Genomic DNA, 17,351 nt, shown 5'->3' with positions numbered 1-17,351 from the left:
GCGAATTCTACAGCGTTACTCGCTGCTGTCAACACCTCTTTTTCTCCGCTTTCGACCGAGAAGATCGAACCGTTAAAAGAGCCTAACATCACCGCCCCTTCAACTCCTTCTGGCTTCGATGGACTGAAGCGTAACCGCTGCCGAAAACCGCGTAACTCATTGTTTATCAAGGAGTTTTCCGTTTCGACTGCGCCGGAAGTGGGGCGAATTATAGGCCTTCAAAATCTGCCGTCAACCTCTTATTTGGTTTTTCTATCAGGATACTCAAAAACCCTGCTATATATAGACGCGCCCACAACGGTTGCGCAATATATTGCCCAACACATAAAACAATACCCTCGCTTGCCACTTCGGACGATGCCACGCAAATGAATGATCACCCCCGCAGCCTTGTCTCGACCCTGTCCTCGGTTGGCCTGCTCTTGATAGCCATGGCATCGATTCAGTCCGGAGCTTCCCTGGCCAAAAGCATGTTCCCGGTCATCGGTGCTCAAGGAACGACCACCCTGCGATTGATCTTTGCCAGCGTGATCATGCTGCTGCTATTGCGTCCATGGCGAGCGAAGCTCACTGCGAAATCCCTGCGCACCGTTATCGTCTACGGGATGGCATTGGGCGGGATGAATTTCCTCTTCTATATGTCCTTGCGCACTGTCCCCCTGGGTATCGCCGTAGCCCTGGAGTTCACCGGCCCCTTGGCAGTCGCTATTTACGCCTCACGTCGAGCAATAGACTTTCTGTGGATCGCTCTGGCAGCCCTGGGGTTGCTGCTATTGATTCCGACAGGCGCCACGAGCACGGGCATTGATCTGGTCGGCGCAGGTTATGCCCTTGGTGCGGGCGTCTGTTGGGCGCTGTACATTCTGTTCGGCCAGAAGGCTGGTGCTGACAATGGAGTGCAGACCGCTGCGTTGGGCGTGATGATTGCGGCCCTGTTCGTAGCTCCCATTGGTATCGTCCACGCTGGCGCCGCGCTACTGACACCCTCGTTGATTCCCGTGGCCATTGGGGTCGCCATTTTGTCCACCGCCCTGCCCTACACCCTGGAAATGGTCGCCCTCACACGGATACCCGCCCGAACCTTCGGTACGTTGATGAGCATCGAACCCGCGATTGGCGCGCTGTCCGGCTTGTTGTTTCTTCAGGAATACCTTTCCCTGTCACAGTGGATGGCTATCCTGTGCATCATCCTGGCGTCCATCGGCGCAACCATGACCATGGGCAGCACCGCCAAGCCCGCGGTCGCAGCGGATTGAAACGAGATTTGACGAAGGTCTGGTATTTGCCGCTCAATTAGGCCATGTTTAGGCCACGTAACTCAGTGTCAGACATGGATTTTTTCAGATAGGGATATCAGAACGCTTCAAGCAAAAGCGAATGCAGGCAGACCCAGGCACAGATCCGGGGGCCGCTATTAAGGACAGCAATGAAACAAATTTTGATACTGATCGCCGTACTTGCAATTGCGGGCTGCGCTGCGACTTCCAAACCCCAGACGAAACACGGCAAGAAAGGACTGCATATCAACTGCTCAGGGCTTTCGTCCTCGTGGGACAAGTGCTACACCAGCGCCACCAATTCGTGCGCGCCCAAGGGGTACAAAGTCATCGCCAAATCAGGGGATGCGGTGGAAGAACCCGGCGACTATCCCTTCGGCCTCAACCCTGCCGGCTATACCAGCCGCAGCATGATCGTTATCTGTAAGTAACTTTCTCCTTCTATCGGGCTTGCACAGTCCGATAGGCGCTTCGCTGCGATGCTGCTAACGTTTGTCAGTCAATGACCGTTCAGCAAAGGGCGATATCCATGACCTCCGCTATCGATAACAAGAAAATCATACTGGTCGTCGGCGCGGGTGATGCCACCGGCGGCGCCATCGCCAAGCGTTTTGCCCGTGAAGGGTATATCGCCTGCGTCACACGTCGCAGTGCAGACAAACTCCAGCCATTGGTAGAGTCCATCACCGCCAGTGGTGGCCAGGCGCACGGTTTTGCCTGTGATGCGCGCAATGAAGACGATGTGATAGCGCTCATCGAGCAGATCGAAACCGGGCTAGGCCCCATCGAAGCGTTCGTCTTCAATATCGGCGCCAATGTGCCATGCAGCATCCTTGAGGAAACCGCCCGCAAGTATTTCAAGATCTGGGAAATGGCCTGTTTCTCAGGGTTTCTCAACGCCCGTGAAGTGGCCAAGCGCATGGTCACCCGTCAACGGGGCACAATATTGTTCACCGGCGCCACTGCTGGCTTGCGCGGTGCCGCGGGTTTCGCTGCTTTCGCCGGTGCCAAGCACGGGATTCGCGCTTTGGCGCAAAGCATGGCCCGCGAACTGGGGCCGATGAACATCCATGTCGCCCATGTCGTGGTTGATGGCGCTATCGACACCGACTTTATCCGCAACAATTTTCCGGAAAAATACGCGACCAAGGATGAGGACGGCATTCTCAATCCCGAGCATATCGCCGACAACTATTGGTACCTGCACAGCCAGCCACGGGATGCCTGGACTTTCGAGCTGGACCTGCGCCCCTGGAACGAACACTGGTAGCCTCCCCCTCCAACAATAAGAAGAGCACATCGACCATGAGCAAAACCGTGGAGTTCTTTTTCGACCTCGGCAGTCCCGCCACGTACCTGGCCCATACCCAGTTGCCGAAGATCTGCAAACAGACCGATAGTCAACTGATCTTCAGGCCGATGCTGCTGGGTGGCGTGTTCAAAGCTACCGGCAATGCTTCCCCCGTCACCGTACCGGCCAAGGGTCGTTACATGTTTCAGGACCTGGAGCGCTATGCCAAACGTTATGGCGTACCGCTGAAGTTCACCCCGAACTTCCCGATCAATACCCTGATGCTGATGCGTGCTGTCACGGGAATGCAACTGCACCATCCCGAACGCTTTCAGGCGTTTATCGATTGCCTGTTTCACGCCCTTTGGGTTCAAGGACTCAGCCTCGATGATCCAGCGACCGTTGCCGCCGTGCTGACACAAAATGGTTTTGATCCCAACGAGGTGCTGGCGCTGACCGCCGACGAGGCCGTCAAAGCAACCCTCAAGGAAAACACCGAGGAAGCGGTGCAACGCGGTGTATTCGGTGCGCCGAGCATGTTTGTCGGTGATCAGCTGTTCTTCGGCCAGGATCGGCTGGACTTCATCCTTGAAGCCCTGCGCGCGCACTAGCCAGCGCCTGCCTATGAAATGAGCCAGGCGCTGAAAACAGCGCCAGGACTCAAACCGCTCAAATAGCTGCGGTTCGGGTGTTCAACCACTCAAGGGCCGCGCCATCGAGCAATGGGCTCAAGCGCTCACGCACTTCGGCGTGATAACCGTTGAACCACTGCTTTTCGTCTTCAGTCAGCAGCGATGGCTCCAGGCAACGGGTGTCGATCGGGCACAGGGTCAGGGTTTCGAATTTCAGGAACTCCCCGAATTCGCTCTTGCCCGCTTCACGATTCAATACCAGATTCTCGATACGCACCCCCCAGCGTCCTGGACGGTAAGTGCCCGGTTCGATGGAAGTGATCATGCCCGGCTGCATCGCCGTTTGCGGTGCAGCCGCGGCCTGATAGGCGATGACTTGCGGGCCCTCGTGAACATTGAGGAAGTAGCCGACGCCGTGACCGGTGCCGTGGCCGTAGTCGACACTTTCAGCCCAGATCGGTGCGCGGGCAATGGCGTCCAGCAACGGCGACAGAATGCCTCGCGGGAACTGTGCACGGGAGAGCGCAATCACGCCTTTGAGCACGCGAGTGCAATCGCGCTTCTGCTCGTCAGTCGGCGTACCCACCGGCACCATTCGGGTGATGTCGGTGGTACCGCCCAGGTATTGGCCGCCGGAGTCGATCAGCAACAGGCCGTCACCCTCGATCACCGCGTGTTCTTCTTCGGTGGCGTGGTAGTGCGGCATTGCACCGTTGGCGTTAAACGCGGCAATGGTGTTGAAGCTCAGCGACACATAATCCGGACGCCGGGTACGCGCCGCGGTCAGGTGTTCATCGATGGTCAGTTCGGTGATGCGCTCACGCCCCAAGGCCACTTCCAGCCAGGCGAAGAACTCGCACAGGGCCGCGCCATCCTGCTCCATCGCCCGACGAATGTGTTCGGCATCGGCCAGGCTTTTCTGCGACTTGGCCAAGGTGGTCGGGTTCAGGCCTTCGAGCAGTTTCACGCCGCTGTTCAGGTTATCCAGCAGACCGGCCGTGACCCGCGCAGGATCTACTTGCAAGCTCTCGCCGCTCGGCACGGCGCGCAAGGCGGCGGCGACTTCGCTGTAATCGCGCAGGGTCACGCCGTCCTGTTCAAGAATGGCACACAGCTCGGCGCTCACTTTGCTCAGGGCGACGAACAAGGTGGCTTGCTGCTGGCTGATCAGGGCGAAGGACACGAACACCGGATTGAACGACACATCGCCGCCGCGCAGGTTGAACAGCCAGGCGATGTCATCGAGGGTGGCGATGAAGTGCCAGTCGGCACCGCGTTCTTTCAGCACGTCACGCAGTTTGGCGAGTTTTTCGCCACGGCTGACCGTCGCCTGAGGCGGCAAGTGTTGATAGATCGGCTCGTTCGGCAGGCTCGGACGGTCAATCCACACTTCACTCAGCAGATCGATGTCGGTGCGCAGGCGCGCGCCGCGCTCTTCAAGCTTGCTGCTCAACGTACGTGCGGAGGCCAAGGCCATGACCGCGCCATCGACCGCGACGACACCGCCTTCAGGGGTTTGCTCGGCCAGCCAATCGAGCGGTCCGGGTTGACCCGGTTGCAGCTTGACCAGCTCGATGCCGCTACCCTTGAGCTCCTTGCTCGCTTGTTCCCAATAGCGGCTGTCGGCCCAGACGCCGGCAAAATCCGGCGTGACGATCAGCGTGCCCACCGAGCCATGAAAACCCGAGAGCCACTGCCGCCCCTGCCAATAGCCCGGCAGGTATTCCGATAGATGCGGATCGGCTGACGGCACCAGCAGCGCATGAATACCCTCCCGGCTCATCAGCTCGCGGGTTTGCGCAAGGCGCTGGGGTACCCATCCATTGGTCAAAGGCTGTGTACTCATCGTTTCTCCTGCTAACCACTCAACGTTATTATTCGGTGCCGATCGGAGTCGGCGCTTACTGACCTGTCGCCCAGAATGCCGGAGCACTGGCGCAAGCCGCTTTAATCAGGTGTACCGCCTGGTCGATATCCTGCTCGGTGGTGAAACGTCCCAGGCTCAAGCGAATGGTGCGACTGCTCGAGCGTGCGTCATGCCCCAGGGCCAGCAATACATGGGAGGGCGCATTGCTGGCGGAATTACAGGCCGAGGTCGCGGAAAACGCGATCGAGGCGCTCAACGCCGCGGAACCGAATTCGCCTTCGTTGAAAGTCAGGCTCAGGGTATGGGGAATGCGTTGGGTGGGGCTGCCATTGAGGCGCACGCCGGGGATGTTCAGCAGCGGTTCGAGCAAGCGTTCACGCAGACGCGCAATGGTGGCTTTTTCTTCATCGAATGAGGTGGCCGCCAACGCGAAGGCGGCACCCATTGCGGCAATCTGGTGTGTCGCCAGCGTGCCTGAACGCAAGCCGCCCTCGTGCCCACCGCCGTGGATCTGCGCCTGCAGACGCTGTTGAGCACGAGAACCGACATACAGTGCGCCGATGCCTTTGGGACCATAGAGTTTGTGCGCCGAGAACGACATCAAATCCACCGGCCACCGGGCCAGATCGATCGCCACTTTACCCGCGCCCTGGGCCGCATCAACGTGGAACAACGCATCGCGGTCACGCACCACTTGGCCGATGGCCGGGATGTCGTTGATAGTGCCCAGTTCGTTATTGACCAGCATCAGTGACACCAGAAAGGTGTCCTCACGCATCGCTTCGCTGACCGCTTGCGGGGTAATCAGGCCTTCGGCATCGGGCACCAGATACGTCACCGCAATACCTGCGTCCTGCAACTGTTTTGCCGTGTCGAGGATCGCTTTGTGTTCGATCTGGCTGGTGATGATGTGGCCGCCGGATACACCGCGGGCCTGGGCCACGCCCTTGAGGGCAAGGTTGTTGGACTCGGTGGCACCGGAGGTCCAGACGATCTGTTCCGCCTGGGCGCCCACCAACTCGGCGACCTGGCGCCGTGCTTGCTCGACCGATTGCCGGGCCTGTTGGCCGAAGGCGTGGGAACTGGACGCTGAATTGCCGAAGTTACCGGTGAAACCCAGACACTCGACCATGACCTTGATGACCCGCTCATCCACCGGCGTGGTGGCGGCATAGTCGAAATACAGTGGACGTTTATTCATAGAAGTCTCGCAGAGCGTGTTCCGGGATCAGGAAGCTCGTCCTGGAAATATCCAAGCGCCGCCTCATGAGCGACGCCGAATTTTCAGAACGACAGCAATACCTGATCGCAGGCCATTAAAGAAGAACAACTTCGTTTAAAAGTGCGTAGGAACGCTCCTGAAGTCGAGCTTACAGGCATCGGGCCACCGGATGAAGCAATGCGTCAGCTAAAACTTTCGAGCAACAACGGGTATAGCGAAGCCACCAACAATAAGGCCATGCCCCAGTTGAACAGCCGCAACCAGCGGCGATCGCGCAGAACATTGCGCAACAGCGTGCCGCAACCGGCCCACACACTGACACTTGGCAGGTTGATCAAAGCGAAGACCGCGGCAATCACAATCACATTGGTGAAATAGCCCTGCATCGGCGTGTAGGTGCTGATGGCACCGATGGCCATGATCCAGGCCTTGGGATTGACCCATTGAAACGCTGCCGCGCCCAAATAACTGATGGGCTTGCCCTCCCCTTGCTCACCGTCGGCGACCGGCCCGGAACGAGCAATCTTCCATGCCAGGTACAGCAAATACGCCGCACCGGTATAGCGCAACACGGTGTAAAGCATCGGGTAGGTTTGAAACACCGAACCCAAACCGAAACCGACGGCAACCACCAGGACGAAGAAGCCGCAGGTGATGCCCAGCATGTGCGGGATGGTGCGGTGAAATCCGAAATTCACGCCCGAAGCCAACAACATAGTGTTGTTCGGACCGGGTGTGATCGAGGTGACAAGAGCAAACAGGGCAAAGCCCAGCAGCAGGTCGAGCGAGAGTGTCATGGGTGGCGGTCCATCAGGGTCAGTCAGGTATTGACCCTATCGCACGCCTTGCGGGAAACCCATGGACAGTTGGGTGAAAGTTCGAGCAGTACAGTTATCGCTCAGCTTTGACGGCCGCGCAGCTGTACTGCGCGTTCGGCGTTCATCTCACCTTGTTTGTCGAAACTGAACGATTTTGTCGGCTGGCCGAGCAATTCGGCTTTCTTCGCATGGTATTCCTCGAAGGACAAGCCACGGCGATTCAGGGCCTCCAACGCCAGTTCCCGGGTTTCTTCAGCGGTGTAGGGCCGCAATTCCGGTGAAACATGACTGGCACATCCGGCGAGAACGGAGATGGCAAGCAGCAAGAAAGTGGCGAGCAGAGATTTCATTTCGGGCGTCCGCAGATCTGTGTTTGGGGCAATGAACACAGGCTACCCGTGGCGCTCGAAGGGCAGAAATCAACGCTCTCGATAGTGGATATCGGATCAAAAGATCGCAGTCTGGGCAACTGCTCGTCGGGCACTCGGCTGCGGAAAAAGGGCTGACCTATAGTTATTCGACCGGAAATCGGCGAAGGAACACCTTAACCCCACCACAAAAGGAGAACCGTCATGAGCGTCAAACCTATTCCAGAGGGTTATCACAGCATCACCCCGTATCTGGGCATTCAGAAAGCTGCCGAAGCCATCGACTTCTACAAGAAAGCCTTTGGCGCCACCGAAGTCATGCGCCTGGCCATGCCTGATGGCGGCATCGGGCACGCCGAGCTGCGTATCGGTGACTGCCCGTTCATGCTGGGCACGCCCTGCGACCAGGGCCCATTGAGCAACCCGGACAAGTCACCGTCCGTGGGGCTGTATCTGTATGTGGACGATGTGGACAAGTCCTTTAAACAGGCCATCGATGCCGGTGCCACGCAGGTGTCCGAGGTCAAGGATCAGTTTTATGGCGACCGTTCGGGGACGTTGAAAGACCCCTATGGGCATCTGTGGTTTTTGGCCACGCACAAGGAGGATTTGACCCAGGAGCAGATTGAACAGCGGGCGAAAGAGATGTTTAAGCAGGGTTGAGGACTTCAGTTTCTGATCCGGCCTCATCGCGAGCAGGCTCGCTCCCACAGTTGATCGGTGTTGAACGCACATTATATGTACGCCGCCGATTCAGGTGTGGGAGCGAGCCTGCTCGTGAGGGGGCCTCTACATTCACCTTCAATGTCGACCGTCAGGCCCCTTTCACGAGCAAACCTTACCAAGACAGAAACACGAAACATTTACTTTCATATCCCCTTTCGGGATTTCCGATGCTCATACGTCTTATTTAGATGCAGTCGGTCGCGTAGGCAAAAGCCACGACCGGACTTTTCATGGACCGCACCGCTGGGAAGCCCGCAGCAGCAGTCCTCTCATCGAAACAAGACCGTTAATCATGTCGAAGAAATCCCGCTCAAAACTCTGGTTTCTGGTGCATAGCTGGCTGGCGCTGCCCATCTGGTTCTTTGTATTGATCGTGTGTGTGACCGGCACGCTGGCGGTGGTCAGTCAGGAAATCGTCTGGTTGGCCAATCCGCAAATGCGTGCCAGCGCGCCTTCGGACGACGCCCCGCGGCTCAACTATGACCAGATTGTCGCCGCCATCAAACAGGCCGAACCCCAGACGCTGGTCCAGGGCATCAATCGCCCCGACGAATCGCATTTCGCCCTGGACGTGGACGTCAGTTACCCCGACGGCCGCTCAGTGACAGTTTATGTGAACCCCTACAGCGGGGTGATTCAGGGCACCGCCCCACCATTCAATTTCAAGGCATTCACTCGCGCACTGCATGGCTGGTGGCTGGTGCCGTTCACCAATGGCTACAGCTGGGGCTGGTATCTGGTGTCGTTCCTCGCGCTGCCGATGCTGGCGTCGCTGGTGACCGGGCTGGTGGTCTACAAACGGTTCTGGAAAAGCTTCTTGCGACCGACCCTGCGCATTCGCCATGGCGCGCGGATTTTCTGGGGCGATTTTCACCGGCTCAGCGGCATCTGGTCGATCTGGTTCATTGCGGTGATCTCGATCACCGGTGTCTGGTTCCTGATCAAGGCGATTCTGTTCGACAACCAGATTTCGATTACCACGGAACCGGTGGTGTCGGTCGTCTCGCGTGAAAGCGTGCCGTTGACCCGCACCGGCAAGCCGGCCCCGATGATCAGCCTGGAACAGGCGATCAAGGTCGCTCAGGAGCAAATTCCCGGGCTTGATGCCAGTTTCGTCACCTTGCCGAGCAACGCTTACAGCCATCTGTCCGTGGGCGGTCGCAGCTGGTATCCGCTGATGTATCAGACGGCTGAGGTCAACCCGTACAACGGTGATATCGCCAGCACACGGTTGCTGACGGATCGCACTGGCCTGGAGTTCGTGACCGAGTCGATGCGTCCGTTGCACACCGGTGACTTTGGCGGGATCTGGATCAAGCTGATCTGGTTCTTCTTCGGTTTGCTGCTGAGCATGATGGTGCTCAGCGGGTTGCTGATCTGGACCAAGCGCACCGCCCTGGCCACCGCCAATGCGTTCAAGCGCAGCAACCAGGCGCCGCGCCCGGTATCAAGACCGCAAACGGTCATGAACCAACAGGCTTCGGAGGGCAACCTGTGAGCAAGATGATTACTGCATCGCAGCCTTCGCGGGCGAGCCTGTTCTGGCGCAAATGGCGCTTCCACATCAACATTCTCTTGCTGCTGATCCCTTTGGGCTTCATGCCCAAATACTTGGCCGACGCCTCGTTGTTTCGCGGTGACAGCGGACTGGGGGAGCGGGAGATCGGCCAAATCCAGGTCGGCCCCTGGAGCCTGCAACTGGCCGAGCTGCGCAACGAAGCGCCACGATTGACCGGCCCGGCCGGTTACATGAAAGGTTTCAACGCAGCGCTGTGCGAACGCTGCCGCGACCAAGTCAAGGCGACTTACCTGCGCATCGGCAAACCCCGCAGCCTGCGCGCGGCCGGTGCGATTTTCTTCGGTACGCCGTACCGCATGGGCGCCATGCTACCGGTACCTGAAAAAACCAAAACCGACGCCGAACTGTGGATCACCATGGAAGGCTGGGACGGTGCCATGCATCAAGCGTCCATCCCTCTAAGCCAGGCATCCCCGGCCACCCTCGCCTGGCTGAACAAACAAGGAGGCAAACCATGATCAACGCTTTTCGCCCCGTTTTATTGATGCTGTGCGCCGCCTTTAGCACCAGCGCCTTGGCCCATAACCCGATGTGCGAATGCAAGGCCCTCGACGCCGAACAGATCCAGTGCACCGGCGGTTTTTCCGACGGCAGCGGCGCACCGGGCGTGACGCTGGATGTGATTGGTTACGACGAAACCATTCTGGTGCCGGGCAAGCTCGGTGCCGATTCGACCCTGACGTTCAAAAAGCCTGGCGCCGAGTTCTACGTGCTGTTCGACGCCGGTCCCGGCCATGTCGTCGAGATCGACCAAGCGGACATCCAGGCCCCATGACGACACCAACCACGCACGTCGTCCGCCCGGCGGGTGCCGGCCATGAAACGCTCTATGTGCTGCTGTTGTGCCTGATGATCCTGGCGGTTGCCTGCTCGGTGGTCACCTGGCGTGGCGAGGCTCAAGAAGTGAGCAGCGTGGGCAGCCATCAGCTGGATGCCCGTCGTGATTTGAGCGCCTCCGAGCAAGGTATCTACGCCGACCTGCGGGTCACGCTGGATGAAATTCATCTATTGCGTCAGGAACAGCAGGCGCTGCCCACACCCGCCGCCCTCGCCGATGAAGGCTTTGCGCCGTTTGCCCAGGACGCCAGTTCTGTCAGCCGCGGCGGCCATGCCTGGCAATTGCTGGACACCAAGGCCTACTTCGGCCAGAGCCAGGTTCCAACCGTGGCCGGTTCGTTTTTGATGCGCTTGACCGCTGAAGACGACTCGGCGCCAGACATCTGGCTCAACCGCGGCAGCGCCCTCACCGCCCCGAACGATCTCACCGACGCTGCGCTCAATGACGCCGGTTGGCAGCAGATCGTCGCGCAATTCGATGCCGGCGTTACCCGCCAGCATCGGCATTGAACCTCGCCTTCACCCGAGAGAAGACCGCTTTCCCATGCCTAGTTCATCTCAACGTCATTCCTTTTTGCGCCTGGTGCTGGTCGGCCTGTTTGCCTGTTTGCTGACACCTCTGGCCAGTGCCGACGAAGCCAAGCGCCTGCGCATTGGCATCACCCTGCACCCTTATTACAGTTACGTGGCCAACATCGTCGGTGACAAAGCCGAAGTGGTGCCGTTGATTCCGGCCGGTTTCAATCCCCATGCCTACGAGCCCCGGGCCGAGGACATCAAACGCATCAGCGGGCTGGATGTGGTCGTACTCAACGGCGTGGGCCATGACGACTTCGCCGACCGCATGATCGCCGCCAGCGAAAGCCCGAACATCAAGGTGATCGAAGCCAACGAAAACGTGCCCCTGCTGGCCGCCACCGGCGTCGCTGCCCGGGGCGCCGGCAAGGTGGTCAACCCGCACACGTTCCTGTCGATCAGTGCCTCCATTGCCCAGGTCAACAACATCGCCCGTGAACTGGGCAAGCTCGATCCGGCAAATGCCAAAACCTATACACAAAACGCCCGCGCCTACGGCAAACGTCTGCGGCAGATGCGCGCCGACGCCCTGGCAAAACTGACCCAGGCGCCGAACGCCGAGTTGCGCGTGGCCACGGTCCATGCTGCCTACGACTATCTGCTGCGCGAGTTCGGCCTGGAAGTGACCGCTGTGGTCGAGCCGGCCCACGGTATCGAACCGAGCCCCAGCCAGCTGAAAAAGACCATCGATCAACTGCGGGAACTGGACGTCAAAGTGATCTTCTCGGAGATGGATTTCCCGTCCACTTACGTCGAGACCATTCAGCGTGAATCCGGGGTAAAGCTGTACCCGCTGTCGCACATCTCCTATGGCGAATACACCGTCGACAAATACGAAAAAGAAATGACCGGCAACCTCAATACGGTGGTCCGGGCGATTCAGGAGTCCGGCGCATGACGACTCAGGAAACCATGAGCCCGACCGTCACCGCCCCCCCAGTGGGAGCGAGCCTGCTCGCGAAGGCGTCCAGTCAGTCAACATCATCGTTAAATGACACAGCGCATTCGCGGGCAGGCTCGCGTCCTCAGGTTTCGGGGCCGACTCTTGATTTCGCCGAGGTCAGCCTCACGCTGGGCCGCACGACGATCCTCGACAAGGTGACCTTCGAGGTCCAGCCCGGCAGCGTGCATGCACTGGTCGGCCCTAACGGTGGCGGCAAGAGTTCGCTGATCAAGACCCTGCTCGGGCAAATGCCACATCAGGGTCGCTTGAGCCTGCAATGGCCTGGCGAACCGGGGACCATCGGCTACGTGCCTCAGGCGCTGGAATTCGATCGCGGTTTACCGATGACCGTCGATGACTTCATGGCCGCCATGTGTCAGCGGCGCCCGGCGTTTCTCGGGTTGAGCAAACACTACGCGGCGGCCATCGGCGAAGCACTGGAACGGGTCGGCATGCAGGACAAACGCAAGCGGCGCATGGGCGCGTTGTCCGGCGGTGAGCGCCAGCGTGTTTTGCTGGCCCAAGGGCTGATTCCGGCGCCGCAATTGCTGGTACTCGATGAGCCGATGTCGGCACTCGATGAGGCCGGTATTCAAGTGTTCGAACGGCTATTGAGTGACTGGCGCCAAAGCGGCATCACCGTGCTGTGGATCGAGCATGATCTGGAAGCGGTCGGGCGACTGGCGGACCGGGTCACCGGACTCAATCGCCGGGTACTGTTCGATGCCACGCCGAAACAGGCACTGACCCCGGAGCGATTGCTGACCTTGTTCTCGACCCATCCGCGGAGCGCTGTCTGATGAGTTACGAAGCCTTTCGTTTGATGGTCCAGGGCTGGGCGTCGTCGGGTTACCTGCCGCAAGCGCTGGCCTATGGGTTTGTGGTCAACGCGCTCCTCGCGGGGCTATTGATCGGCCCGGTGCTGGGCGGCTTGGGTACGCTGGTGGTGGTCAAGCGTTTCGCGTTCTTCTCCGAAGCCGTGGGCCACGCGGCACTGACCGGTGTGGCCATCGGCATTTTGCTCGGCGAGCCCTACACCGGGCCTTATGGCAGCCTGTTCGGTTACTGCCTGCTGTTTGGCATTTTGCTCAACTACCTGCGTAACCGCACGGGTCTGGCGCCGGATACTTTGATAGGTGTGTTTCTCTCCGTATCGCTGGCGCTTGGTGCGAGCCTGCTGCTGATCCTGGCCGGCAAAATCAATGTGCACATCCTGGAAAACGTGCTGTTCGGTTCAGTGCTGACGGTCAACGGCAATGACTTGTTGGTGTTGACCATTGTCGGTTCGCTGGTGATGGCGCTGGCCCTGCCGCTGTACAACCGCATCATGCTCGCCAGTTTCAATCCGCAACTGGCGGCGGTACGTGGTGTGGCGGTGAAGACCCTGGATTACCTGTTCGTGATTCTGGTGACCCTGATCACGGTGGCGGCGGTGAAAGTCATCGGGGCGATTCTGGTCGGTGCACTGTTGGTGATTCCAGCGGCGGCCGCGCGATTGCTCAGCCAGTCGCTGAAGGGTTTTTTCTGGTGTTCGGTACTGATCGCCACGGTCAGCACGCTGTGCGGAATTCTCGCACCGATTGTCTTTGACCTGCCTATTCCTTCCGGTGCCGCGATCATTCTGGTGGCCGGTATCGCCTTCGCCCTGGCCGCGATTGCTCGTGGCATCGTCCCAAGTCTGAAAGGGAATCTCGGATAAATGTCTTTTTCTCTGCGTCAATTGACCCTGGCGCTGACCTTGTGTGGGCCAGCCTCGTTCAACGTATTCGCCACCGATACCTTCGAACCAATGCGTCTGTTGGCCAATCATGGTGTCGGTAACAGCGCGCTCTTCGCCTCGACTTCCACGCACAAAGTGCTGGTGCTGGCGGCGTTACCGGTGACCTACGGTCTGGGGGCCCTGCTGCTGGAGGGCACCGATGTCCGCCTTGAGCGCGCCGCGCCGGCCAACCTGCCCGGCAGTCGGCAGAGCGCTTATTTCACCGGTCGCGGCGCTCAAGCGCTCAATACGCTGGCGATCGACGCCGATGCAGTCATCGGCTTACGCTCGCTATGGCCGGATGATCCGCTGTATCCGAACGCACGTCGCAGCAATATCCGCATCATTGAAATCGACGCCGCCCGCCCGGTGGACGGCGCCCTGCCCGGCATCGCCGTACAGCCTGGCAGCAAGATCGACGGCCTGAACAGTCAGCCTTGGCTGGCCAGCAACAACATGGGCCGGATGGTGGATGTCATGGCGGCAGACCTGGTGCGCCTGGCGCCAGCGGCCAAACCGAAGATAGACGCCAACCTGGCCGCACTCAAACAGCGCCTGCTCAAGCTCAGCGCAGACAGCGAGTCACGCTTGGCCGATGCCGACAATTTGAGTGTGATGAGCCTGAGCGATCATTTCGGCTACCTGATCGGCGGCCTCAATCTGGAGCTGATTGGCCTGGATGCACGGCCGGATGCCGAATGGACGCCACAGGCGCTGACGCAATTGGGCGCAACGCTCAAAAACAATGAGGTGGCGGTGGTGCTGCATCATCGCCAGCCGTCGGACGCGGTAAAAGCGGTGATTGCCGGGGCGGGCAGTCGGTTGGTGGTGTTGAGTGTCGATGCGGCGGATCCGGTGGCCGAATTGGAAGGGAATGTGGATCAGGTGATCAAGGGGTTGAGCGGGGTGTAACGTCAGTTAGACCGCGTTATCGTTCTTCGCGGGCAAGCCACCCCTGTAGGAGCGAGGCTTGCCCGCGAAGGCAATTTCAAGCCATGAAAAAAGCCCGCTGACCTTACCGGTTCAGCGGGCTTCTTTTTTGCGCGGTGACTCAGTGAGCCACAGCCGCCTGTTCTTCCATTTTCAGGCGCAGGCTCAGTGGACGCATGTCAGTCCAGACCTCTTCGATGTAGGCCAGGCATTCCTTTTTCTGGCCGCTCTTGCCCACGGTGCGCCAGCCTTGTGGCACGGCTTTGTAGTCGGGCCAGATCGAGTATTGCTCTTCGTGGTTGACCACGACCTGAAAGAGGATGTCCTCGCGGTCGAATACTGACGTCATGCTGTCTCTCCATCGCTGTAGGGTGGGCTGCACGCCGTGCGCAGCCGTTATGTAGAAGGAACGTTCAAGGCACCGAAAAATTTAAAGGCTGGTGATGGCTGCGGCCATGGCCCTGCCGAAAATGTCGGCCACCCGATCGACTTCTGTGGCGGTGATCACCAACGGTGGCAGGAAACGCACGACACCGCCGTGACGCCCGCCCAGCTCGAGGATCAATCCGCGTTTGAGGCATTCGCGCTGCACCAACGGCGCCAGACGAGCGAATATCGGTGGATGGCCTTGAGCGTCCGGCGCGCCGCTCGGGTCGACCAGCTCAACGCCCAGCATCAAGCCGCGTCCGCGGATATCGCCCAGTTGCGGGAAATCCCGTTGCAGGATGTGCAGGTGTTCACTCAAGCGTTCGCCCATGGCGGCGGCGTGCTCGCACACCTTGTACTCTGTCAGGTAGTGCATCACCGCAGAGCCTGCGGCCATCGCCATTTGATTACCGCGGAAGGTCCCGGCATGGGCGCCCGGCAGCCAGGTGTCGAGCCAGTCGCGATAGACCACCACCGCCAGCGGCAGGCTGCCGCCAATAGCCTTGGACATCACCACCACATCCGGAATGATCCCGGCGTGCTCGAAGGCGAACATCTTGCCGGTGCGGGCGAAACCGCTCTGGATTTCATCGACGATCAGCGCTACGCCGGCTTTTTCGGTGATACGTCGCAAGCCGCGCAGCCAATCGAGATCGGCCGGAATCACCCCGCCTTCGCCCTGCACCGCTTCGACGATCACCGCAGCAGGCAATTGCACACCGGCCTCTGGGTCATTCAGCAGGTTTTCCAGGTAACTCAAGTTGACCTGCACCCCCTGCGCGCCGCCGAGCCCGAACGGGCAACGGTAATCGTAGGGATATGGCATGAACTGCACGCCACTGCTGAGCAACGCACCCAACGGCTTCTTCGGCCCCAGACTGCCCATCAGGCTCAGCGCGCCCTGGCTCATGCCGTGGTAACCGCCCTGGAACGACAAAACCGTGCTGCGTCCGGTGGCGGTGCGCACCAGTTTCAGCGCGCCTTCAACAGCATCGGTACCGGTGGGGCCGCAGAATTGAATCTTGGCTTCAGCGGCCAACGCCGGCGGCAACAGACCGAACAGGTCCTGAACAAACTGATCCTTCACCGGCGTGGTCAGGTCGAGTGTGTGCAGCGGCAGTTCATCGGTCAGCACTTGCTGGATCGCTTCGATCACCACCGGGTGGTTGTGTCCCAACGCCAGCGTCCCCGCACCGGCCAGGCAATCAATGAAACGGCGGCCTTCGACGTCCTCGACATAAATGCCCTTGGCACGCTTGAGTGCCAGGGGAATGCGCCGCGGATAGCTGCGAGCGTTCGACTCCTGCTGGCTTTGACGAGCCAGCAATGGCGATTCGTTGAACTGATAAAGCGTCTCGGCAGGCGTCGGAACGATCCGGGCCGACTGATTCTCGACAAGGCTGATAGCGACTGACATCTCTCGATCCCTCAATACGCTGTTGATAGTGACCAAAACTGCACACCGGGCAGGTGCGCGTTCCCGTCACGGGGCGCACTTGTCAGGTTTCCTGTTCTGGAAACGCATCAGGGCCTCAAGGATTTAGCCCCTCGATCAGCTTTCTATGCAGATGGCGACAGCACCTTGTGCATGGGAATGGCGTGGAGCCCCGCCACAGTGAAACTTTCAGCGCAAGCCCGGTAACCCAGGCGCTGGTAAAACGCCTCGCCGGTACGGGTGCTGTTGAGCCGCGCCTGAGGCAAACCCTGAGCGATCAACCAGGTTTCAAGATCCTGCACCAATGCTTGTCCGGCGCCTCGCCGAAACCATTCCGGCTGTACATAGCAGAACGCGACCTTGCCGCTGATCGCCGCCATCGCGACGCCGATCGGTTTGTCCTGAAGCAAGGCGATGTTCAGGTACAACCGCGAGTCGGCCAGCCAGGGCTGCACGTGTTCGATGGTTTTGTTGTGGGTCCAGGTGGCGACGGTTCGCGGATCGTTGCGATGGTCCAGCGCGCAGCCGACGCGAATGGAGCGCTCGACAATGCGGCTGATGATGCCGGCGTCGGCGGGCGTTGCCTTGCAGATGTGTATCGGTGCATTCATGGCGCTGTTACCTCAATCCATTGAGTCAAAGCTGCCAGGGACGATAGCGCTGTG

At 59.5% G+C, this 17,351-nt stretch carries 21 protein-coding genes; 14 read left to right on the top strand and 7 right to left on the bottom strand.

The annotated features are described in order from the left end of the window. The 5 genes from FHW68_RS27085 to FHW68_RS24960 form a co-directional block, all read left to right on the top strand. The coding region (locus tag FHW68_RS27085; RefSeq protein WP_221217271.1) for a hypothetical protein at positions 1 to 372 on the top strand (372 nt) is incomplete at its 5' end. Next, positions 369 to 1,256: a threonine/homoserine exporter RhtA gene (rhtA, locus tag FHW68_RS24975; RefSeq protein ID WP_095634624.1), complete on the top strand. Its 888-nt coding sequence runs from the start codon at positions 369 to 371 to the stop codon at positions 1,254 to 1,256. The genes FHW68_RS27085 and rhtA, both read left to right, overlap by 4 nt. 170 nt (positions 1,257 to 1,426) lie before the next feature. After that, the gene (locus FHW68_RS24970; RefSeq protein WP_095634625.1) at positions 1,427 to 1,708 is read left to right on the top strand and encodes a hypothetical protein; all 282 of its coding nucleotides are present in this window, start codon (positions 1,427 to 1,429) and stop codon (positions 1,706 to 1,708) included. A 98-nt stretch (positions 1,709 to 1,806) separates the two neighbouring features. Beyond that, positions 1,807 to 2,547, top strand: a complete 741-nt coding sequence (locus FHW68_RS24965; protein WP_183683599.1) for an SDR family oxidoreductase — start codon at positions 1,807 to 1,809, stop codon at positions 2,545 to 2,547. 35 nt (positions 2,548 to 2,582) lie between these two features. Then, the gene (locus FHW68_RS24960; protein ID WP_183683597.1) at positions 2,583 to 3,179 is read left to right on the top strand and encodes a 2-hydroxychromene-2-carboxylate isomerase; all 597 of its coding nucleotides are present in this window, start codon (positions 2,583 to 2,585) and stop codon (positions 3,177 to 3,179) included. A gap of 58 nt (positions 3,180 to 3,237) precedes the next feature. On the opposite strand, the gene FHW68_RS24955 is transcribed toward FHW68_RS24960, so the two are convergent. The 4 genes from FHW68_RS24955 to FHW68_RS24940 all read right to left on the bottom strand — a co-directional run bounded on the left by FHW68_RS24955 (position 3,238) and on the right by FHW68_RS24940 (position 7,457). Next, a complete protein-coding gene (locus FHW68_RS24955) occupies positions 3,238 to 5,046 on the bottom strand; it encodes an aminopeptidase P family protein (RefSeq protein ID WP_095634628.1) in 1,809 nt (602 codons plus the stop codon). A 55-nt stretch (positions 5,047 to 5,101) separates the two neighbouring features. Next, positions 5,102 to 6,268, bottom strand: coding sequence for a cysteine desulfurase family protein (locus FHW68_RS24950; protein WP_183683595.1), 1,167 nt, complete (start codon positions 6,266 to 6,268; stop codon positions 5,102 to 5,104). A 203-nt stretch (positions 6,269 to 6,471) separates the two neighbouring features. Beyond that, entirely contained in the window at positions 6,472 to 7,086 is a 615-nt protein-coding gene (locus FHW68_RS24945) for a LysE family translocator (protein ID WP_095634630.1), read from the bottom strand. Positions 7,087 to 7,187: 101 nt separating this feature from the next. Beyond that, positions 7,188 to 7,457: a hypothetical protein gene (locus FHW68_RS24940; RefSeq protein ID WP_095634631.1), complete on the bottom strand. Its 270-nt coding sequence runs from the start codon at positions 7,455 to 7,457 to the stop codon at positions 7,188 to 7,190. A gap of 222 nt (positions 7,458 to 7,679) precedes the next feature. Here FHW68_RS24940 and FHW68_RS24935 point away from each other — a divergent pair, with 222 nt between their 5' ends. From FHW68_RS24935 to FHW68_RS24895, 9 genes are all read left to right on the top strand, one after another. Further along, positions 7,680 to 8,138 (top strand): VOC family protein, encoded by a 459-nt coding sequence (locus tag FHW68_RS24935; protein ID WP_183683592.1) that lies wholly within the window; start codon positions 7,680 to 7,682, stop codon positions 8,136 to 8,138. A 355-nt stretch (positions 8,139 to 8,493) separates the two neighbouring features. After that, positions 8,494 to 9,699, top strand: coding sequence for a PepSY domain-containing protein (locus tag FHW68_RS24930; RefSeq protein WP_183683590.1), 1,206 nt, complete (start codon positions 8,494 to 8,496; stop codon positions 9,697 to 9,699). Positions 9,700 to 9,704: 5 nt separating this feature from the next. Beyond that, positions 9,705 to 10,238, top strand: coding sequence for a thiamine pyrophosphate-binding protein (locus FHW68_RS24925; protein WP_177409353.1), 534 nt, complete (start codon positions 9,705 to 9,707; stop codon positions 10,236 to 10,238). After that, on the top strand, positions 10,235 to 10,555 hold the full coding sequence (locus tag FHW68_RS24920) for a hypothetical protein (protein WP_095634635.1): 321 nt from the start codon (positions 10,235 to 10,237) through the stop codon (positions 10,553 to 10,555). The genes FHW68_RS24925 and FHW68_RS24920 overlap by 4 nt, the downstream gene beginning before the upstream one ends. Continuing rightward, positions 10,552 to 11,127: a DUF6162 family protein gene (locus FHW68_RS24915; protein WP_183683588.1), complete on the top strand. Its 576-nt coding sequence runs from the start codon at positions 10,552 to 10,554 to the stop codon at positions 11,125 to 11,127. Before FHW68_RS24920 ends, FHW68_RS24915 begins: the two co-directional genes overlap by 4 nt. 34 nt (positions 11,128 to 11,161) lie before the next feature. Then, the gene (locus tag FHW68_RS24910) at positions 11,162 to 12,091 is read left to right on the top strand and encodes a metal ABC transporter substrate-binding protein (protein WP_183683586.1); all 930 of its coding nucleotides are present in this window, start codon (positions 11,162 to 11,164) and stop codon (positions 12,089 to 12,091) included. After that, on the top strand, positions 12,088 to 12,936 hold the full coding sequence (locus tag FHW68_RS24905) for a metal ABC transporter ATP-binding protein (RefSeq protein WP_183683584.1): 849 nt from the start codon (positions 12,088 to 12,090) through the stop codon (positions 12,934 to 12,936). The genes FHW68_RS24910 and FHW68_RS24905 overlap by 4 nt, the downstream gene beginning before the upstream one ends. Further along, the gene (locus tag FHW68_RS24900; RefSeq protein WP_183683582.1) at positions 12,936 to 13,835 is read left to right on the top strand and encodes a metal ABC transporter permease; all 900 of its coding nucleotides are present in this window, start codon (positions 12,936 to 12,938) and stop codon (positions 13,833 to 13,835) included. The genes FHW68_RS24905 and FHW68_RS24900 overlap by 1 nt, the downstream gene beginning before the upstream one ends. Then, complete coding sequence (locus FHW68_RS24895; RefSeq protein WP_095634640.1) at positions 13,836 to 14,807, top strand: metal ABC transporter solute-binding protein, Zn/Mn family; 972 nt, start codon at positions 13,836 to 13,838, stop codon at positions 14,805 to 14,807. Positions 14,808 to 14,946: 139 nt separating this feature from the next. Here FHW68_RS24895 and FHW68_RS24890 read toward each other — a convergent pair whose 3' ends face one another. From FHW68_RS24890 to FHW68_RS24880, 3 genes are all read right to left on the bottom strand, one after another. Beyond that, positions 14,947 to 15,174: an MbtH family protein gene (locus tag FHW68_RS24890; RefSeq protein WP_095634641.1), complete on the bottom strand. Its 228-nt coding sequence runs from the start codon at positions 15,172 to 15,174 to the stop codon at positions 14,947 to 14,949. A gap of 81 nt (positions 15,175 to 15,255) precedes the next feature. Next, positions 15,256 to 16,668 carry an aspartate aminotransferase family protein gene (locus tag FHW68_RS24885; RefSeq protein ID WP_183683580.1) on the bottom strand — a complete coding sequence of 471 codons (1,413 nt, stop codon included), beginning with the start codon at positions 16,666 to 16,668 and terminating at the stop codon, positions 15,256 to 15,258. A 143-nt stretch (positions 16,669 to 16,811) separates the two neighbouring features. Next, a complete protein-coding gene (locus tag FHW68_RS24880) occupies positions 16,812 to 17,297 on the bottom strand; it encodes a GNAT family N-acetyltransferase (RefSeq protein ID WP_183683578.1) in 486 nt (161 codons plus the stop codon). Positions 17,298 to 17,351 lie beyond the last annotated feature (54 nt).

It is taken from the genome of Pseudomonas sp. Tn43 (assembly GCF_014192635.1).
Classification (GTDB): Bacteria; Pseudomonadota; Gammaproteobacteria; order Pseudomonadales; family Pseudomonadaceae; genus Aquipseudomonas.
The sequence above is the reverse complement of the archived record's forward strand: the minus strand, read 5'-3'. Positions and strand labels throughout refer to the sequence as shown.

Coding starts and splice junctions, on each gene's coding strand:
- FHW68_RS24970 (WP_095634625.1), top strand. CDS start 1,427: ATGAAACAAATTTTGATACTGATCGCCGTACTTGCAATTGCGGGCTGC.
- FHW68_RS24920 (WP_095634635.1), top strand. CDS start 10,235: ATGATCAACGCTTTTCGCCCCGTTTTATTGATGCTGTGCGCCGCCTTT.
- FHW68_RS24950 (WP_183683595.1), bottom strand. CDS start 6,268: ATGAATAAACGTCCACTGTATTTCGACTATGCCGCCACCACGCCGGTG.
- FHW68_RS24965 (WP_183683599.1), top strand. CDS start 1,807: ATGACCTCCGCTATCGATAACAAGAAAATCATACTGGTCGTCGGCGCG.
- FHW68_RS24930 (WP_183683590.1), top strand. CDS start 8,494: ATGTCGAAGAAATCCCGCTCAAAACTCTGGTTTCTGGTGCATAGCTGG.
- rhtA (WP_095634624.1), top strand. CDS start 369: ATGAATGATCACCCCCGCAGCCTTGTCTCGACCCTGTCCTCGGTTGGC.
- FHW68_RS24955 (WP_095634628.1), bottom strand. CDS start 5,046: ATGAGTACACAGCCTTTGACCAATGGATGGGTACCCCAGCGCCTTGCG.
- FHW68_RS24905 (WP_183683584.1), top strand. CDS start 12,088: ATGACGACTCAGGAAACCATGAGCCCGACCGTCACCGCCCCCCCAGTG.
- FHW68_RS24885 (WP_183683580.1), bottom strand. CDS start 16,668: ATGTCAGTCGCTATCAGCCTTGTCGAGAATCAGTCGGCCCGGATCGTT.
- FHW68_RS24910 (WP_183683586.1), top strand. CDS start 11,162: ATGCCTAGTTCATCTCAACGTCATTCCTTTTTGCGCCTGGTGCTGGTC.
- FHW68_RS24940 (WP_095634631.1), bottom strand. CDS start 7,457: ATGAAATCTCTGCTCGCCACTTTCTTGCTGCTTGCCATCTCCGTTCTC.
- FHW68_RS24925 (WP_177409353.1), top strand. CDS start 9,705: ATGATTACTGCATCGCAGCCTTCGCGGGCGAGCCTGTTCTGGCGCAAA.
- FHW68_RS24960 (WP_183683597.1), top strand. CDS start 2,583: ATGAGCAAAACCGTGGAGTTCTTTTTCGACCTCGGCAGTCCCGCCACG.
- FHW68_RS24890 (WP_095634641.1), bottom strand. CDS start 15,174: ATGACGTCAGTATTCGACCGCGAGGACATCCTCTTTCAGGTCGTGGTC.
- FHW68_RS24915 (WP_183683588.1), top strand. CDS start 10,552: ATGACGACACCAACCACGCACGTCGTCCGCCCGGCGGGTGCCGGCCAT.
- FHW68_RS24895 (WP_095634640.1), top strand. CDS start 13,836: ATGTCTTTTTCTCTGCGTCAATTGACCCTGGCGCTGACCTTGTGTGGG.
- FHW68_RS24945 (WP_095634630.1), bottom strand. CDS start 7,086: ATGACACTCTCGCTCGACCTGCTGCTGGGCTTTGCCCTGTTTGCTCTT.
- FHW68_RS24900 (WP_183683582.1), top strand. CDS start 12,936: ATGAGTTACGAAGCCTTTCGTTTGATGGTCCAGGGCTGGGCGTCGTCG.
- FHW68_RS24880 (WP_183683578.1), bottom strand. CDS start 17,297: ATGAATGCACCGATACACATCTGCAAGGCAACGCCCGCCGACGCCGGC.
- FHW68_RS24935 (WP_183683592.1), top strand. CDS start 7,680: ATGAGCGTCAAACCTATTCCAGAGGGTTATCACAGCATCACCCCGTAT.